The 16,569-nt window shown below is 49.5% G+C and carries 12 protein-coding genes, 2 tRNA genes and 2 rRNA genes (1 of these 16 running past the window's edge); 3 read left to right on the forward strand and 13 right to left on the reverse strand.

Annotation, left to right across the window (positions count from 1 at the left end):
* From GJQ69_RS07310 to GJQ69_RS07350, 9 genes are all read right to left on the reverse strand, one after another.
* Positions 1-156 (reverse strand): 23S ribosomal RNA (locus GJQ69_RS07310); it reaches 2,678 nt to the left of the window's first position.
* Between the two features lie 135 nt (positions 157-291).
* Positions 292-368, reverse strand: a tRNA-Ile gene (locus GJQ69_RS07315).
* 34 nt (positions 369-402) lie between these two features.
* Positions 403-478, reverse strand: a tRNA-Ala gene (locus GJQ69_RS07320).
* Positions 479-619: 141 nt separating this feature from the next.
* Positions 620-2,132: ribosomal RNA gene (locus tag GJQ69_RS07325) — 16S ribosomal RNA — on the reverse strand.
* Together the 16S and 23S rRNA genes with 2 tRNA genes alongside form the textbook arrangement of a ribosomal RNA operon.
* Before the next feature lie 318 nt (positions 2,133-2,450).
* Positions 2,451-3,098, reverse strand: coding sequence for a sigma-70 family RNA polymerase sigma factor (locus GJQ69_RS07330; RefSeq protein ID WP_086035371.1), 648 nt, complete (start codon positions 3,096-3,098; stop codon positions 2,451-2,453).
* Positions 3,091-3,534, reverse strand: a complete 444-nt coding sequence (spoIIAB, locus tag GJQ69_RS07335; protein ID WP_086035370.1) for an anti-sigma F factor — start codon at positions 3,532-3,534, stop codon at positions 3,091-3,093. Before spoIIAB ends, GJQ69_RS07330 begins: the two co-directional genes overlap by 8 nt.
* Positions 3,518-3,889, reverse strand: coding sequence for an STAS domain-containing protein (locus GJQ69_RS07340; protein WP_086035369.1), 372 nt, complete (start codon positions 3,887-3,889; stop codon positions 3,518-3,520). Before GJQ69_RS07340 ends, spoIIAB begins: the two co-directional genes overlap by 17 nt.
* Positions 3,890-4,082: 193 nt before the next feature.
* The gene (locus GJQ69_RS07345; RefSeq protein ID WP_086035368.1) at positions 4,083-6,524 is read right to left on the reverse strand and encodes a coiled-coil domain-containing protein; all 2,442 of its coding nucleotides are present in this window, start codon (positions 6,522-6,524) and stop codon (positions 4,083-4,085) included.
* A 43-nt stretch (positions 6,525-6,567) separates the two neighbouring features.
* Positions 6,568-8,700 carry an efflux RND transporter permease subunit gene (locus GJQ69_RS07350; protein WP_174193403.1) on the reverse strand — a complete coding sequence of 711 codons (2,133 nt, stop codon included), beginning with the start codon at positions 8,698-8,700 and terminating at the stop codon, positions 6,568-6,570.
* Positions 8,701-9,043: 343 nt separating this feature from the next.
* Between GJQ69_RS07350 and GJQ69_RS07355 the strand changes: the two genes are divergently transcribed.
* The 3 genes from GJQ69_RS07355 (at position 9,044) to GJQ69_RS07365 (ending at position 12,165) form a co-directional block, all read left to right on the forward strand.
* Entirely contained in the window at positions 9,044-9,799 is a 756-nt protein-coding gene (locus tag GJQ69_RS07355; protein WP_174193404.1) for a response regulator transcription factor, read from the forward strand.
* On the forward strand, positions 9,771-11,126 hold the full coding sequence (locus GJQ69_RS07360; protein WP_174193405.1) for a sensor histidine kinase: 1,356 nt from the start codon (positions 9,771-9,773) through the stop codon (positions 11,124-11,126). The genes GJQ69_RS07355 and GJQ69_RS07360 overlap by 29 nt, the downstream gene beginning before the upstream one ends.
* A gap of 97 nt (positions 11,127-11,223) precedes the next feature.
* Entirely contained in the window at positions 11,224-12,165 is a 942-nt protein-coding gene (locus tag GJQ69_RS07365) for a D-alanyl-D-alanine carboxypeptidase family protein (RefSeq protein WP_157658898.1), read from the forward strand.
* A 73-nt stretch (positions 12,166-12,238) separates the two neighbouring features.
* On the opposite strand, the gene GJQ69_RS07370 is transcribed toward GJQ69_RS07365, so the two are convergent.
* From GJQ69_RS07370 to GJQ69_RS07385, 4 genes are all read right to left on the reverse strand, one after another.
* Complete coding sequence (locus tag GJQ69_RS07370) at positions 12,239-13,072, reverse strand: Mrp/NBP35 family ATP-binding protein (protein WP_086035363.1); 834 nt, start codon at positions 13,070-13,072, stop codon at positions 12,239-12,241.
* A 178-nt stretch (positions 13,073-13,250) separates the two neighbouring features.
* Positions 13,251-14,210 (reverse strand): NAD(P)H-dependent glycerol-3-phosphate dehydrogenase, encoded by a 960-nt coding sequence (locus GJQ69_RS07375; RefSeq protein WP_086035362.1) that lies wholly within the window; start codon positions 14,208-14,210, stop codon positions 13,251-13,253.
* Complete coding sequence (locus GJQ69_RS07380) at positions 14,207-15,757, reverse strand: sensor histidine kinase (RefSeq protein ID WP_236849666.1); 1,551 nt, start codon at positions 15,755-15,757, stop codon at positions 14,207-14,209. The genes GJQ69_RS07375 and GJQ69_RS07380 overlap by 4 nt, the downstream gene beginning before the upstream one ends.
* Positions 15,744-16,424 carry a response regulator transcription factor gene (locus GJQ69_RS07385; RefSeq protein WP_174193406.1) on the reverse strand — a complete coding sequence of 227 codons (681 nt, stop codon included), beginning with the start codon at positions 16,422-16,424 and terminating at the stop codon, positions 15,744-15,746. Before GJQ69_RS07385 ends, GJQ69_RS07380 begins: the two co-directional genes overlap by 14 nt.
* Positions 16,425-16,569 lie beyond the last annotated feature (145 nt).

Raw genomic sequence — 16,569 nt, forward strand, 5'->3', positions numbered from 1 at the left:
GTACAGTGACTGGATATGACTCCAGCCGGATTGCTCCATTCGGATGTCTCCGGATCAAAGCCTGCTTACGGCTCCCCGAAGCTTTTCGCAGTTTGCTGCGTCCTTCATCGGCTCTCAGTGCCAAGGCATTCCCCTTGCGCTCTTTGTAGCTTGACCATGTGTTCTTTTGGTTCTCAGTTTAAAACTCGTAAAATTGCAAAATTGTAGTAATTTTTCTAACTTTACTTGATATCGTTTTTCGCATTCTTTTCTTTATTCAGTTTTCAATGTACAGCTGCGGGTTTCCCCGTCTGGTGGGCTTAAGTGGACTCGAACCACCGACCTCACGCTTATCAGGCGTGCGCTCTAACCGGCTGAGCTATAAGCCCATTTCCCGGCTTTCCGGTTCTCACCAGAAGCCCATGGTGGAGATAAACGGGATCGAACCGTTGACCTCCTGCTTGCAAAGCAGGCGCTCTCCCAGCTGAGCTATACCCCCATACTGGTGGCTTTTCCCGTCCACCATCTTCTGAAAGTCTTGCATCGCAAGGCCTTCAAAATTAAACAACGATTGACAAGCTTTTAATCCGACCGACCTAGGATTTCGAGCAGCTTGTTTCATCTGCTCTGTTCTCCATAGAAAGGAGGTGATCCAGCCGCACCTTCTGATACGGCTACCTTGTTACGACTTCACCCCAGTCGCCAATCCTACCTTCGGCAGCGTCCTCCTTGCGGTTAGACTACTGACTTCGGGTATTACCGGCTCCCATGGTGTGACGGGCGGTGTGTACAAGGCCCGGGAACGTATTCACCGCGGCATTATGATCCGCGATTACTAGCAATTCCAACTTCATGCAGGCGGGTTTCAGCCTGCAATCCGAACTGAGACCGCTTTTTGAGGTTCGCTCCACCTCGCGGTATCGCTTCTCTCTGTTAACGGCCATTGTAGTACGTGTGTAGCCCAGGTCATAAGGGGCATGATGATTTGACGTCGTCCCCACCTTCCTCCGTTTTGTCAACGGCAGTCCTGCTAGAGTGCTCTTGCGTAGCAACTAACAGTAAGGGTTGCGCTCGTTGCGGGACTTAACCCAACATCTCACGACACGAGCTGACGACAACCATGCACCACCTGTCTCAACTTTCCCCGAAGGGCACCTAATGCATCTCTGCTTCGTTAGTTGGATGTCAAGACCTGGTAAGGTTCTTCGCGTTGCTTCGAATTAAACCACATACTCCACTGCTTGTGCGGGCCCCCGTCAATTCCTTTGAGTTTCAACCTTGCGGTCGTACTCCCCAGGTGGATTACTTATTGTGTTAACTCCGGCACGGAAGGGGTCAGACCCCCCACACCTAGTAATCATCGTTTACAGCATGGACTACCAGGGTATCTAATCCTGTTTGCTACCCATGCTTTCGTGCTTCAGCGTCAGTTAAAGCCCAGTAGGTCGCCTTCGCCACTGGTGTTCCTCCCAATCTCTACGCATTTCACCGCTACACCGGGAATTCCACCTACCTCTACTTCACTCAAGCCAAACAGTTTCAATTGCAGGCTATGGGTTAAGCCCATAGTTTTCACAGCTGACTTGCTTGGCCGCCTACGCACCCTTTACACCCAGTAAATCCGGACAACGCTCGCTCCCTACGTATTACCGCGGCTGCTGGCACGTAGTTAGCCGGAGCTTGCTGCCTAGGTACCGTCATTATCGTCCCTAGGTACAAAAGTTTACAATCCGAAGACCGTCTTCCTTCACGCGGCGTTGCTGCATCAGAGTTTCCTCCATTGTGCAATATCCCCCACTGCTGCCTCCCGTAGGAGTCTGGGCCGTGTCTCAGTCCCAATGTGGCCGTTCAACCTCTCAGTCCGGCTACCGATCGTCGCCATGGTGGGCTATTATCTCACCATCTAGCTAATCGGACGCGAGTCCATCTTTCAGCAGATTGCTCCTTTGATTTTCTGTCCATGTGAACAGAAAATGTCATGCGGTATTAGTGTCCGTTTCCAGACATTATCCCCCTCTGAAAGGCAGGTTCCTCACGCGTTACTCACCCGTCCGCCACTAAACTTTCTACCGAAGCAAAAAGTTTCGTTCGACTTGCATGTGTTAGGCACGCCGCCAGCGTTCGTCCTGAGCCAGGATCAAACTCTCTAAAATATGATATCTAAACGCCTTTCGGCATCCAAATCTACTCTAGAGCTTTTGTAGCTCGTTTTGATACGCTTGCGTATCGTTTTGCTGTTTTTTTACGAGTCAGCTTCTCGTCATTCCTCTCGGAATCTTTCGGGTCCGTTACTTGTCATCGTTGTTTAATTTTCAAGGTCCTGCGCCGCCTCAATTTCAGCTCCCTTAGGCCTTAGCCCCGGGCGCCTCTCTCGCGGCGACTCATATATAATACCACTGCCTTCTCCCTTTGTCAACTACTTTTTTAAAAAAATTCAAAAAAGTTTATTTCCCGTCAAAAAGGCCTTTTTCCTATCCTAAAGCCTGCCGCAGGGTCGTCATCAATTTCTTCTCTCTGCGCGAAACCTGCACCTGTGTCATCCCCAACTTTGCGGCTGTCTGCGTTTGTGTTTCACTCTGGAAATATCGGAAGTACAAAAGCTTTCTGTCCTGCGCTTCCAGTTTTCCGATTGCCTGCCGCAGACTGAGCACATCCGTCAGCTCTTCTTCTTTCGCATCATCCGGTATATCCATCGCATTGCCGCTGTCATCTTCAGCAGTCAAAGAAATCGGTGCTTGTGCCGCGCCCAGCGCCTGCGCTGCCGTTTCCGCATCTACCCCCAGCCGCTGTGCCAGTTCCGTGACAGTTGGCATACGTCCATACTTTTGTGCGTAAGCTTTGCTCTCTGCTGCCGCTTTTCTGGACAGGTCACGCAGCCCGCGGCTGACCTTAACCGCACCACCCTCCCGAAACAGCCGGCGCACTTCCCCTAAAATGACTGGTACCGCATAAGTAGAAAAACGAAGCCCACGGCTTTCATCGAAGCGGTCCACGGCCTGCACCAGACCCACACAGGCTGCCTGATACAAATCATCATACTCAATGCCTCTGCCGCGGAAGCGGTTTGCGCAGGCGCGTGCAAGGCCAAGATTCTGTGTAATACCCGTTTCTCTATCCATTGCAGCGCACACGCGGCGAAAAAGTCTTTTCCATAAAGACTGTCGTCCCAACGCCAAGACGGCTCTGCACACGCAGTTTGTCCGTAAAGCTTTTCATCACAGCAAAGCCAAGGCCGGCACGCTCGCTGCCGGAAGTGGTATACAGCGGCTCCATGGCCTTCTGTATATCCGCTATGCCGCAGCCGCGGTCCCGCACCCGTACCTGTATGGTGCTGTCCGGTAAAATGCGGCAGTCTATGTATACAACACCGATTGTATCCTGATAACCGTGAATAATGGCATTGGTCACTGCCTCCGATACAGCTGTTTTCAGGTCGCACAGTTCATCCAGCGTTGGGTCCAGCTGCACCGCAAAGGCTGCCACCGCTGCACGGGCAAAACTTTCATTGATGCTGACGCTGGGAAAATGCAGATGCATTTCATTCAACGTTTTCATGCTTTGTTTCCTCCTTCTGTACTTCGCACAGTTCTGAAAGCCCTGCCAAAGAAATCAGCCGTTCCAGCTTCGGGGGCATATGGCATATAGAAACTTTCCCCTGCCAAACCTGCATCAATTTACAGCGGCCGAGGATGAGACCAATTCCGGAACTGTCCATAAACTGCACATCTGCAAAATCCATTACCAGATGTCCGGGGTGCACACGCATGAGGACCAAGTCGATTTCTTCACGAATCTCACGGGCCGTATGGTGGTCAATTTCCCCGGAAAGTGAAGCGGTCAGCGTACCCTCTTTCAACTGCAGCTGTACTGGGCGTTTGCCGACAGCCTGTGTCTGTTTCTCACTGTCCATAGTCCGACTCCTTTCTTCCGGTTCCAATTCATTTTCTGTGGGAACTGCAATATCATGGAACTACTGAAACAGTGTAACATAATTCCCCCGCGAAAATGGGGCTATTCTGTCGCGGAAGCGCCCACGACAACAAAGAACGCAGCCCTGCTTTTTCAGGACTGCGTTCTTTCAGAAAGGAAGTGTATATAAAGATTTACTTGTGTACAAAAACACCGGTAATTGCACCCCATATTCCCTTAAAGAGATTTGCCACTCGTTCCGGGAATGTTGTGTCGGCTGCAGCGGCGGTCATTTTATCGCTGGACTTATTGTCACTTTCTTTAATTTCCTGTGTGCGAATGACCATTTGAATACTGTGCGGCGTGCTGTTTTGCGTAGATGTCATAGAAACCGGTTTTGCATTCGGATTCATATACAGTAGATTGTTTTTTTCACCTGTATAGGTATCCCACTGTTTGTCGATTTCATCACTGATAGTTTTCTGTGCCTTGCGGGCCGTGTCCGTCTGGCTAAACCCCCGGCTGGAGCCGCGCAGTGACTGGGACAGACCCTGCAGTGCTTTCTGTGTTGCGGCATCTGCTTTACCACCATTGGATTTTGCCAATGTTTCTATGGTTTTCAATGCCGACGCCGTATCCTTCATACCAGTTGTTGCGGAACTGACCACTGTTTTGCAGTCTTTCAGTGTGTTCTGCATATCGGGGACATAGGAATTGATTGTCTTAGTCAAAGAATTGATAACGGACAGCGCCTGTTCCGTGCTCTTTGTAATATCTTTTGCCGCGTTGCCCATATCTTTTAGGCTGCCAGTCAGGCTGCTGCTCATGGAGGTAACCTTCTGTTCACTTTCAGCCACCTCATTGAGGGCTGTGCCCATCAATAGGTTCAGGCTCTTCAGTTCACCAATGATACCGCTGTCGCCAAGTGTGCTGCACAGTCCGCTGACCGTATTCAGCATAGAGGAAGTCGCCGTTGACACGCTGCCGATAACCGTATTTAAAGTAGCAATTTCGCTGTTCACCGACTGCAGTGTACTGTCAATCCGTTCTCCCAAAGAAAGCAGTTCCTGCACTTCATCCATCTTGCTGCCGTATTTTGCGTAGGCTTGGCTGACCGCTTTGGCTTGTGCCTCGGTTAACTTTTTCTGCTTTACTAGCCCACCCAAGAACTCATCAAAGGAAGGTACTGCTTTTTGACCTGCTTTTTTCAGTGCTGTGCAGTATTCCATATATTTGCTGTAAAGTTCCTGCACATGCTGCAGCTGCTGTTTTAGCTGTGCTTCATCGCCGGCGGAGGGCTTCAGTGTACCGGGCGCCGTTATGGCGGAAAGCTGTTTCAGTTGGCCCTGCATCGTCTTCAGCTGGCTTTGCAGTGCTTTTAGGCTGGAACCGAGGTTATTCATATCCTTTTGCAGGTTTGTCATGATGCCTCTGGCCTTTGTTTTGCCGCCCACAAAATCTTTTCCCTGCTGCTGCACCAGTGCATTGATATCCGTCAGGTCTTTTTGCACTGCCGTAATATTTTTTCGGCAATTTTCAAGCGGAGTCTTCAATCCAGCCATATTGCTGGACAAACTCTGCACTTTGCTGGAAATACTGCTCAGCGCTTTGCTTGCCGTATCCAAATGTGCATTCATGGGCTGCAGCGAATCGGCCATCTTACTAAGATCTGCTAACGATACATCTATAGACTGGTAAGCCTGTGTTTTTCCGCTGGAAAGGCTTGCGCGGGCCTGATTCAGCTGGTCTATGCCGTCGGCCGCTGTGTTCAGACTGCCGCTGACAGCGTCTGCGGAACCAAGCATAGAATCCAAACTGTCCTGAATAGCCTTGTAGGAATTTTCTGTTTTATTCTTTGCTTTCTGCAGGTCGGTAATCTGATTCAACTGGGACAGCGTTGCCGGAACAGCCATAAAGGTCATGCCGGAGAATGTAAAAGAATTGGTTCCAACCCGAATGTTGACATGCTGTGTTTCACCCGGCATGACAAGGAACAAAACTGAGCGCAGATTGCCGAGCAGCTGTACCTGTGCGCCGTTTGCTTCCAGTGAAAGAATATCATCTTCATTAAAAGCTGTTGTGCCCATCAGAACTAGATTGTTTTTATAGTAGCTGGAAATGCCGCTGTCCTTTTTCGGTGTTGCGTCAATATTGATTTCGACCAGACCGCTTTTGCCGGCGAGGTCTTCCGCTTTGGCTGCAACACCATTCAAACGATAAGATACTTTCAGTGTCCATGGCATAGAAGCATACGGTTTAGAAGTTTTGCCCTCAAAGTAGAAATGGTCTGCATTGTTTTTATTCAGATTAAAAGTCAGCTTGTTTCCGGACTGTGACGGCTTGGCATCATCTGACAGGTTGTTGACACTGTCATACTGTCCATAGTCGCTGATAGTGCTGGCACCGTTCAGTGCATAACTTTTTACGACACTGCCCTCTTTCAGGTTTCCATAATAGTTCAGCATAGCATAGTAGGTTTCATCACAAACAGGATTCACATTGGAATCTGCAGCAAAAGCAGCCATACCATTTCCCAATGCCGCGGTAACGACTGCGGCGCTGAGTACGGCTGCAAGCACCCTCTTTGCGGTCCCGCTGGACCGCTTGTCGGAAGGATTGCCAAATAAATTCAGCACGTAGATTACTCCTTTGCTTTTTTATAAAAAAGAATATAAAGAATCATTCACTCAAATTACATTTATCTGCTGGTTGTGCCGCATGCCGCCCAAGCGTCTGCTTACGGGGCTTCGGCTTTCTCCACCACAAGCTGGTGTGTGCAAAAATCGGCTCACAGACATACAGAATTGCTGGCAAAACAAAAATAGTAATGAGTGCCGAAATAACAGCACCGCGCGCCAGCATCAGGCAAATGGTGCTGATAATCTTCATTTTGGAAACAATACCGACGCCCAGTGTTGCACAGAACAGCACCAGTGAACTGGCAATAATCGAATCATCTGATGTCGTGGCGGCAATGACAATCGCGTCTTCCCGTTTGTTGCCCTTCTGTAGCTCTTCACGAAAACGGGTTGTCATTAGAATCGCATAGTCAACGGTTGCACCCAGCTGTACACAGCCAATAACGGTTGGTGCAATGAACGGAATTGCCACATTCGTAAAGTATGGAACACCCTCGTTAATGAAGATTGCCAGCTCAATCGCCAGCACCAGAACAATCGGCACGGTCAGGGATTTGAACACCAATGCAACAATAATCAGAATCGCCGCCATAGAAATATAATTGGTAACATGAAAGTCTGTTTCGGAAGTGGTAATCAGGTCGTCGGTCATAGCCGCTTCACCGGTCAGATAGGCGCCTTTATCATAGGACTGTACCAGTTTGGTTAGTTCCGTCAGCTGATTCCCAACCTCTGACGAAGCGGCAGCATAATGGGAATTTATCATGATAATCTGCATACCGCCTTTTTTAAAGATATCTTTGACATCCTGCGGAACAAAGAAATCTGGGATGTCGGAACTGACCAGCTGATTATAAGAAAGGGTGTTTTCAACACCGTCCACCTTTTCAATGGCATCCGTCATCTGTTTAATTTTCTGGTTGCCGATACTGTCATGCACAATGGCAAAATGTGTTGTTGCCATATCATAGTCGTTGCGCAGCTTGTTGGTCGCAACGATGGAAGGCATATCCTGCGGCATAGCGAGGTCCAGTTTATAATACTGCGGTGCATTCTTCTGCGCGTAAAAGCTCGGGATAAAAAGCAGGATAAACAAGGCGACAAATGCCTTGCGGTGCTTAACGATAAAACGGTTGACATTTGTACAGTCCGGCAGCAGTACCTTATGCTGATACTTTGCAATTGGCTTGTCAAACAGCAGCAGGAGGGACGGCAGCACCAACACAACGGTCAGCACACCGAGTACAACGCCCTTTGCCATGACAATACCAATATCGCGGCCCAGCAGCAGCCGCATAAAGCACAATGCTGCAAAGCCCGCTATGGTTGTCAGGGAACTGCCGGAAAGGGACGCAAACGCTGCCTGAATGGCAACCGCCATGGCGTCCTTGTTATCATCGTAGTTCTGCTGCTCCTCCTTATAACGGTTATACAGGAAGATGGAGTAGTCCATGGTAACACCCAGCTGCAAAATACCGGCGATTGCCATCGTAATATAGGATATCTGCCCTAGGAAGAAGTTTGTGCCGAAGTTATACACAACGGCCATTCCGATATCCAGCAGAAACGTAACCGGCAGAAGCCATGAGTTCATGGAAAAGGACATGGCAATCAAGGAAAGAATAATGGCCAGTAATATGTACTGCGGAAGTTCCTGGTCCAGCAGATCCTTGGTATCTTTAACAATACCCGCTGCGCCCGCCAACATACAATTTTTATTGCAGGTCGTGCGTATTTTTTGAATGGCCTGCATGGTTTCTTCGGAAGCGCCCGGTGACTGGAACTGAATAACCATCATTGTTGAATTTCCGGAATAAAACGCCTTTCTTATTTTCTCCGGAATCATGTCTTTTGGCACCTGAATACCTGCCATGCTGGAAATCCACAGGGCGTGCGTCACACCCGGAATCTTTTCAATGGACTTGCGCAGGTTGTTGGTATATGCCGGCGGCATATTCTGCACAATCAGCATGGATGTTGCCGCGTTATGGAACGGCTCCTCCAGCAGCTTTTCGCCCTTGGAGGAATTCGTTTCCGGCGGCAGATAGGTCAGCAGGTCATAGTTGACTTTGGTTGCTGCCGCACCGATAAAGGAGGGAATCATCAGCAGAACCGCGATGAATACCACCAGCTTTGGCCGGCGCGTCAGTGCATGTGCTATTTTTTTCAGCAATTCATCCACCCTCAAAATAATCTTTCTGCCCTCTGCAGTTGATACACATTGAAAAAGTGCTAAGGACGGTGTACCATAAAATACTATAGGAGGAACGCCCTCTCCATGTCAAGGAAACACACGGAAGTCTCATAATTCTTAATAAACGGCTGATATGGAATCCGATATAATAAAAGAGTCGGGTTTCGCTGTTTTTCCACTTTTGCGGGAAAAGCCATGGCAGGGACCGGCCCTGTCCTCCAGAGCCTGCTGCTTTTGTGCAGTGCCCTCTCCGAACCATATTCAAAAAGAAGAGTTTTCATTCGTATAAATAAAGCATTGCAAAAGAGGAGGAAAAAGGAAGTTGGCAAACGCACCGCAAAAAATACTGGTGGTAGATGATGATGTTTCCATTCTCATGCTGCTGTCCGATGTCTTAAGGGAAAATGGCTATGCGGTCACAACCGCTCCCACTGGTGAAGAGGCAATCGCCCTCATTCGGAAAAACACCTTTGACATGATTATTCTGGATATCATGCTCAAAGGTATCAGCGGGCTGGACGTCTGCCGGCGCATCCGCGGCAGCGTCAGCTGCCCTATTCTGTTTTTAAGCGCGAAGGACACCTCCAAAGATATTGTAAATGGTCTGAATCTGGGCGCTGATGACTATCTGACAAAGCCCTTTATGCTGGACGAATTGGTTGCCCGCATCAACGCCCACCTGCGCCGTGAAAGCCGAACGGCTGGACCACAGCGGGCACACTCCGTGCTGCAAATAGGTGACATCACGCTGAACCGTGATGAAATGAACGTACAAAAAGGCGGCTCTCCAGTTCAGCTCTCCACAAAAGAGTTTGAGTTGCTGGCTTACCTTATGCAAAATGCAGGTCACACGCTTTCCCGGGAAAAGATTTACCATGATGTGTGGAAAACGTCCTACGGCGATGTTGGCACCGTTGCTATTAACATAAAAAATCTTCGGGAAAAGCTTGACCCCAAGTGGCAGTACATTAAAACCGTATGGGGTTCCGGCTACCGTTTTGTGACACAAAGCAGCTTTACTGATGAATGCGCGGGAGGTGAAAACACGCATGATAAAAAGGCAAATGGACCGCAGTGAAAATCCCCGTGTGGGGTGGCTGAGCAGCCGTCTTTCCCACAAAGCGCTGGTGGGACTGGTGCTGGTCGCGGTGCTTAGCGGGCTGATTATGTGCGGCTGTTTTCTTTCTTATTTGCGGTCCTCCGTGGACAACCTCTATAACGGCATTCATACGGAATCCAGCGACAGCGCCAAACAGGCCGCTTCCTTTCTCATGGACTGCGGCGGTGACTACAAGGCACTGAAAAGCTACGCGGTTGCCCACAGCATTTCCTGTGAAGTCCGCGACGAAAAAGGGGAACTGCTGTTTGAGTATCAGTCGCCGCAGGACAATAATTGCGTTGTCGTTTCCGGCAGCGCAAAAGTGACCCTGCCCAACCAAAAAGGCCCGCTGACTATCCGCACGTTCAGCATTCCGCTAAAGCGGCAGCAGATAAGCGCTTCCATCAGCCGCAGCGCACTGGTGGGGCTTTGTGTACTGGATATCTGCATCTTCATTGTGGTTGCCGTTATGCTTTATCTTTTGGTGCTGGCGCCCATCATTCGGCTCCGCCACACATTTCGTGAATATTACGAGCATGGTGTTCTTCCGCAGCGCAGCACCCGGCAGGACGAACTCGGCAAGCTGCAAAATACCTTTGCCGATATGGTAGATGTAATCGAAAGCAAAGCGCAGTCAGAGCGGCGGCTGATTGCCTCCGTTTCCCACGATATTAAAACGCCGCTTACGTCGGTCATGGGATACTCGGAACGTTTGGTAACTTCCAAAAAAATTCCCCCGGAAAAGCAGCAGCAGTACCTGCGCAATATTCACGATAAATCCATTGCTATCAAAAATATCATCGACGAATTTGACGATTACCTGGAGGCCGGCCTGCATGATACTTCCCCCATGTACATGATGACACTCAATGATTTCTGCCGCACTGTCAAAAACGAATATCAGGCAGAGCTTGCGGACGCTGGTGTGGAACTCACCATAGAATGCGAATCGCCCGCCAGCCAATTCCGCTGCAACTATGAACATATGCGGCGCTTTATTGGAAACCTAATCAGCAACAGCATTCAACACGCAAATGCTGAGCCGCTGAAGCTCCGTCTTGCCTGCTGGCGTGAAAACGAGCAAATCATTCTTTCTTTCAGTGATAATGGGCAGGGCGTCCCGCCGGATATTCTCAGTCATATTTTTGAACCGTTCTTTACAACGGACCGCGGCAGAAAAGTTTCCGGTCTGGGGCTTGCCATTTGTGAAAACATTATTCATACACACGGTGGCACCATCACTGCCGCCAACCAGCCCGCCGGTGGGCTGCAAATACAGGCGCATCTGCCCTGCATCAATGAATAGGCAAAAGGGACCTACTATACAAAAGCCCTTTTTTGACCGTATAATTTTGCTGTGCCATCCTTGCAAGAGCATTCCCGCTGGAAAGGTAGTATTGAATATGTACACAAATCAAAATAATACCCGTCAGTGCCCACATTCGCCGCCGCGGCGAAAACACCATCGTATTCTTTTTGCACTGCTGGCCATTTTTCTGGTTGTTTTATTCCTCTGGAAAATCTGTATTCCCGCCGTTACCTGTATGCAGCGCAGCCATCTGCCCTCCGTTTCCCTAACCAGTACCGGTTCGTACCCTGTTTCCGCAAAAGGGCTGAACAGCAGCAATGTGGTCCTTATTCGGCGGCAGGACGGACGGATTTTAATGGATAAGGGAAGCACACAAAAAATCTATCCCGCTTCCATGACAAAGATTATGACCGTCCTGGTCGCCCTGCAAAAAACGCCGTTTCTGCATCATAAGATTCAAATAACCAGCGACATTCTTACCTATGCACAAAAGCAGGACGCCTCTCTCGCTGGATTCCATGCCGGAGAAAGGGTGCAGGCAGAGGACCTCATGTACGGTGCCCTGCTGCCCAGCGGCGGCGAATGCTGTATCGCGCTGGCAAGGTCCATTTCCGGTTCCGAAACCGCTTTTGTCGCACTGATGAACCAAGAGGCGAAAAAAATCGGCATGACCGGCACACACTTCGTCAATTCCACGGGCCTGCCAAATGTAAAGCACTATGCGACCGTCAAAGATATGGCTCTCCTGTTAGACTACGCTTTGCAGGATTCCACTTTCCGCAGCATTTTTACTTCTCATACACATCAATGTGCCGACGGCATTACCGTTACCAGCACAGTATTCGGCAGCAAATACAGCACCCGCCTGATAAACGGCGCCATTCTCGGCGGAAAAACCGGCTATACCAATAAGGCCGGCCACTGCCTTGCCAGCCTTGCCCTTGTCAACGGCAGCGAATACATTTTAGTAACCGCGCACGCCATCCCAAACGGCGCACATATTCAGGACGCTGTCAAAGTTTACAATCGTCTTTAAAAAGAATTCTTCGTTTAAAAAAGCTTCCGTGCATATTTGCACAGAAGCTTTTTTCATAAGCTGTATTGAAAGTTTACTTTTTCAGCAGTACCTCTACCTCATCCGCCGCTGGGTCCAGCCATGGAGCATCTACATCTTCCGCACAGCCCTTGTCAATTTTGAAAGCAATCTGCGGGTCAAGCGGTCCATGTGCTAAAACTTTCAGGCCATACTTTTTCGTGGCCTCTTCGATATGGCTTTCCCCAAAGACAGGGATTTTCTCCCCACAGGACGGGCATTTTACATAGCTCATGTTTTCGACTACGCCAAGAATGGGAACATGCATCATGTTGGCCATGGTCACTGCCTTGGCAACAATCATGGAAACCAGCTCCTGCGGAGAGGTAACTACCAGAATGCCATCCAGCGGAATAGACTGAAACACCGTCAGCGGCACGTCACCCGTTCCGGGAGGCATATCGACAAACAGAAAATCAATGTCTTTCCAAAGGACGTCCGTCCAGAACTGCGTGACCATATTTGCAATAATCGGTCCACGCCAAACAACGGGGTCTGTTTCATTCTCCAGCATCAAGTTCACGCTCATCACATCAATGCCGGTTTTGCTGGCGCACGGCAGCACACACTGGTCCTGCATCATGGCACGCCCATGAACACCAAACGCCTTCGGAATGGAAGGACCTGTAATATCGGCGTCCAGCACACCAGTGCGGTAACCGCGGCGATGCAGCAGAACGGCCATCATTGCGGTAACAAGGCTTTTGCCAACGCCGCCCTTGCCGCTGACAATGCCAATCACTTTTTTAATGCTGCTTTTCGGGTTTGGCTGCTTCAAAAGACTCTGTGGTTCCTGGCGCTCCCCGCAGTTCTGGGCGCAGGTGCTGCAGTCATGGGTACATTCGCTCATTTCAATCACTCCTGTTTTTCGATAACTCCTGCCTGTAAAATAAGAATGAAAATCCGCTGCAGTTATTTCGGATACTGCCGGGGCGATTTAAATTCTATGCTTTTTACAAGGCAAATATGCAAAGCGATACTTTTCTTATCATAAAGAATGAAACTGCTTTTGTCAAACAAAATCCGTCTTAAAATTCCATTTTCAGTGACCGCAGGAACAGGCCGCTCAAAACTTTGTTGGCGTCCTGCCCGCCGTTTAAAACTGCATCAACTGCCTGACAAATAGGCAGTTCTACCCGATACTGGCTGCCCAACCGCAGAAGGGCCGTCACCGTAGGGACACCCTCCGCCAGCTTATCGTAGGGAATTCCCCGTACAAAATCTTCACCAAATTGACGATTGTGGCTGTAGCGGCTGAACACAGTCGCTTCATAGTCGCCTAGGTGGGCAAGTCCGTAGGCGCTGATTTCTTTTCCGCCCATTGCCTGAATCAGCCGACCGACTTCCCTGGTTCCGCGGCTCATCAGCGCGCCCTTTAGTGCCGTTTTATTAAGGCCGTCCAGCATACCGGCTGCTATCCCAATCACGTTTTTTGCGGCGGCGCCTACCTCATTTCCCAGCAGGTCCTCCCCGTAGTAAAAACGAATCAGCGGGCTGGAAAAGGCATGAACCACTCGCTCCTTCACCGCCTGTGTGTCACTGTCAACAACCATGCAGTTTGGGATTCCCTGTAAAAAGTCCTGTACATGACCGGGGCCTACCCACACCGCCACATCAGCGTCGGGCAGATGTTCCCGCACAACCTGTGTCAGCCGCAGACCGGTGTCAGATTCCAGTCCTTTCATGCACAACACCAATGTTTTGCCGGCACATTCTTCCGGTGAAAGCGGCTGCAAAAACCCGCGCAGATTTTGTGCGCCAATTGAAATAATCACCATCTGCGCACTTTCCACAGCGTTGTGCAGGTCACTGCTGAAATTCATCTTCCCCGGCAGTGTAACCAGTCCGTTGGTATGTGTCCGGCGCAGCTGTTGAAAATGCACCGATGTTTCCCTTCCATACAGTGTAACAGTGTGATGACACTGCACGGCCGTGTACCATGCAAGGAAGGTTCCCCAGCGTCCACAGCCACAAACGGTTACATTCATTTCTGCTCCACTCCTTCTGCATTTTCTGCCTGCAGGCTGTTCTTTTTGTCCGCCAGCGGCAGTTCTCTTTTTACGGTCAGCGAAAACCAGAATGTGCTGCCTTTCCCGACCGCGCTGCGCACACCGTAGGTTCCGTCGTGCATATCCAAAATCGTTTTTACAATGGACAGCCCCAAGCCTGTGCCAATTTGTGCGCGTTTATGCTCTTTATCTACTTTGTAGTACCGTTTCCAAATATCCTTCAGCTTATCCTCCGGAATGCCCTCTCCGGTATCTGTCACTTCTACCTTTACCTGACTGCCATCAACAAGCTGTCGCAGCATAACCCGGCGGTCCTTTCCGGTATAGGTAATGGCATTGTTAATCAAATTATATACGACCTGTGACATTTTCAGTTCATCCGCATACACCACAACGTCGCGGTCTGCATCAAAAGACAACACATAGTCCGTCATTTTATCGTAGCGGTGCAGAATGTGACGGATATTATCGGTTAAGTTAAATTCCGTCTTTTGCACTTTCTGTGTACCAGACTGCAGCTTGCTGAGGTCTAACGTATCGTTGACCAATGAGGTTAGCCGGTTCGCCTCATCAATGATAATCTGCACATTTTCCGGCGTGTTTTCTCCCGGCAGGTCCCGCATAATCTCGGCATAGCCGGAAATCATGGTCAGCGGTGTGCGCAGGTCATGGCTGACATTTGCCACCAAATCGCGCTGTAAATGCTCCACCTGCCCCAGTTCATGGGCGGCATAGTTCAGCGTCCGCGCCAGCTGTGCGATTTCCTCATAACCCGTTTCCTCAAAAGCAATATCATAATCGCCAGTTGCCAGTTCTTTGGCCGTTTCTGTAATTTTAATAATCGGCTTTCCAATATGGCGGGAAAGATACAGTGCCAGCAGTGCGCCGGTCCCCAGCAGAATAAATGTCAGCCAAACAATCTGCGTACGAATGGTTCGAATGGTTGCGTCCATAGGTGTTAAAATGGTATACAGAAAAATCATGTAGGCGCTGCCGCTGTCCTGCTTTACAGTCGCGTACACCAGTGCACGGTCCCCCGCAGCAAGGCGCGAGCTGTGGCCGCTGATTACCTCGTAGTGATTGCCGCCTTCCTCCAACGTTTTTCCCATTACCTGCATCAGGTGTTCCCCCACAAAGCCGGAAAACCGGTTAGGTGAAAAGTCGCTGCTGAACAGGATACTGCCGTCCGAGCGAATGCCAACTGCATAAATTTGCCCATTGCGTGCTGTTTCCTCAATCATGCTGCCAAGGTTTGGACTATTTAAATTTTTCTGTATGGTTTCGGAAGCCTGCTGCAGTTCCCGTCTCTTCGTATGCTCATAAAAATTGTCGAACAAAACGGTTTGGAAAATCCACAGAACCACCAAAACAACAACCGTGAAGACAACAAAGACGCTGAAAATGCGCCATTTGATGCCCACGTTTTTCCATGAATCCCTCAAATTCCGAATAGAAAACAGGAATCTTCTTTTTGCTTTCGCAGCCGGCGGGGCGGCCGTTCTGTTCTGCTGTTTATTCGGCTTCAAAGCGATATCCCACCCCTCTGAGTGTGACAATAAATTTAGCATACGGTCCCAAACTCTTACGCAGCAGCTTAATATGCGTATCCAGCGTACGGTCATCTCCGTAAAAATCGTAGCCCCACACATTGGTAATCAGCTGTTCCCTGGTCAGCGCAATATTGCGGTTGGTAACCATATAAAAAAGCAAATCATATTCTTTGGGCGAAAGCTCCGTTTTCACACCGTCCACCGTAACAATGCGTGCTGTAAAGTCAATCTTTAGTCCCTCAAAGGAAATAACTTTCTTTTTCGGACCGTTGAAAGAACCGGTACGCTTGATAATTGCGGCAACCCGCATCATCAGTTCCTTGGGGGAAAAAGGCTTTACAACATAGTCGTCAATGCCCAGCTCAAAGCCGTGAATTTTATCGTACTCTTCACCGCGTGCGGAAAGCATCAGAACCGGTGCCTGACATACTTTGCGGATTTCTTTAACGGCGGAAAAACCGTCCAGTTCCGGCATCATGACATCCATAATTATTAAATCAAAATCACGTGGGTGCTCCCGGCATATCTGCACTGCCTCCATGCCGTCGCCAGCCTCTACTACAGAATAGCCCTCGAATTCCGCATATTTGCGGATAAGCAGCCGGATTTTTTCCTCATCATCTACAACTAACAGCCGATACATTCCGAATTCCTCCTCTAAATCTTTTCCGCATACTTTTCTTTCAGTATAGCGAAAGCGGGTGCCCTGTGCAAACCCTGTTTTCTTTCTTCCTGTTTATTTTATCCGATATGCGTGAACAGTCCGTGAAAAGCAGCATACAGTTTCA

The sequence above is a fragment of the Caproicibacterium lactatifermentans genome (assembly GCF_013315815.1).
In the GTDB taxonomy this organism is placed as follows: domain Bacteria; phylum Bacillota; class Clostridia; order Oscillospirales; family Acutalibacteraceae; genus Caproicibacterium; species Caproicibacterium lactatifermentans.

What these genes read in the sequence shown, in the direction of transcription:
- GJQ69_RS07330 (WP_086035371.1), bottom strand. Translation starts at nt 3,098, where the DNA reads ATGGATAGAGAAACGGGTATTACACAGAATCTTGGCCTTGCACGCGCC.
- spoIIAB (WP_086035370.1), bottom strand. Translation starts at nt 3,534, where the DNA reads ATGAAAACGTTGAATGAAATGCATCTGCATTTTCCCAGCGTCAGCATC.
- GJQ69_RS07340 (WP_086035369.1), bottom strand. Translation starts at nt 3,889, where the DNA reads ATGGACAGTGAGAAACAGACACAGGCTGTCGGCAAACGCCCAGTACAG.
- GJQ69_RS07360 (WP_174193405.1), top strand. Translation starts at nt 9,771, where the DNA reads ATGATAAAAAGGCAAATGGACCGCAGTGAAAATCCCCGTGTGGGGTGG.
- GJQ69_RS07365 (WP_157658898.1), top strand. Translation starts at nt 11,224, where the DNA reads ATGTACACAAATCAAAATAATACCCGTCAGTGCCCACATTCGCCGCCG.
- GJQ69_RS07370 (WP_086035363.1), bottom strand. Translation starts at nt 13,072, where the DNA reads ATGAGCGAATGTACCCATGACTGCAGCACCTGCGCCCAGAACTGCGGG.
- GJQ69_RS07375 (WP_086035362.1), bottom strand. Translation starts at nt 14,210, where the DNA reads ATGAATGTAACCGTTTGTGGCTGTGGACGCTGGGGAACCTTCCTTGCA.
- GJQ69_RS07385 (WP_174193406.1), bottom strand. Translation starts at nt 16,424, where the DNA reads ATGTATCGGCTGTTAGTTGTAGATGATGAGGAAAAAATCCGGCTGCTT.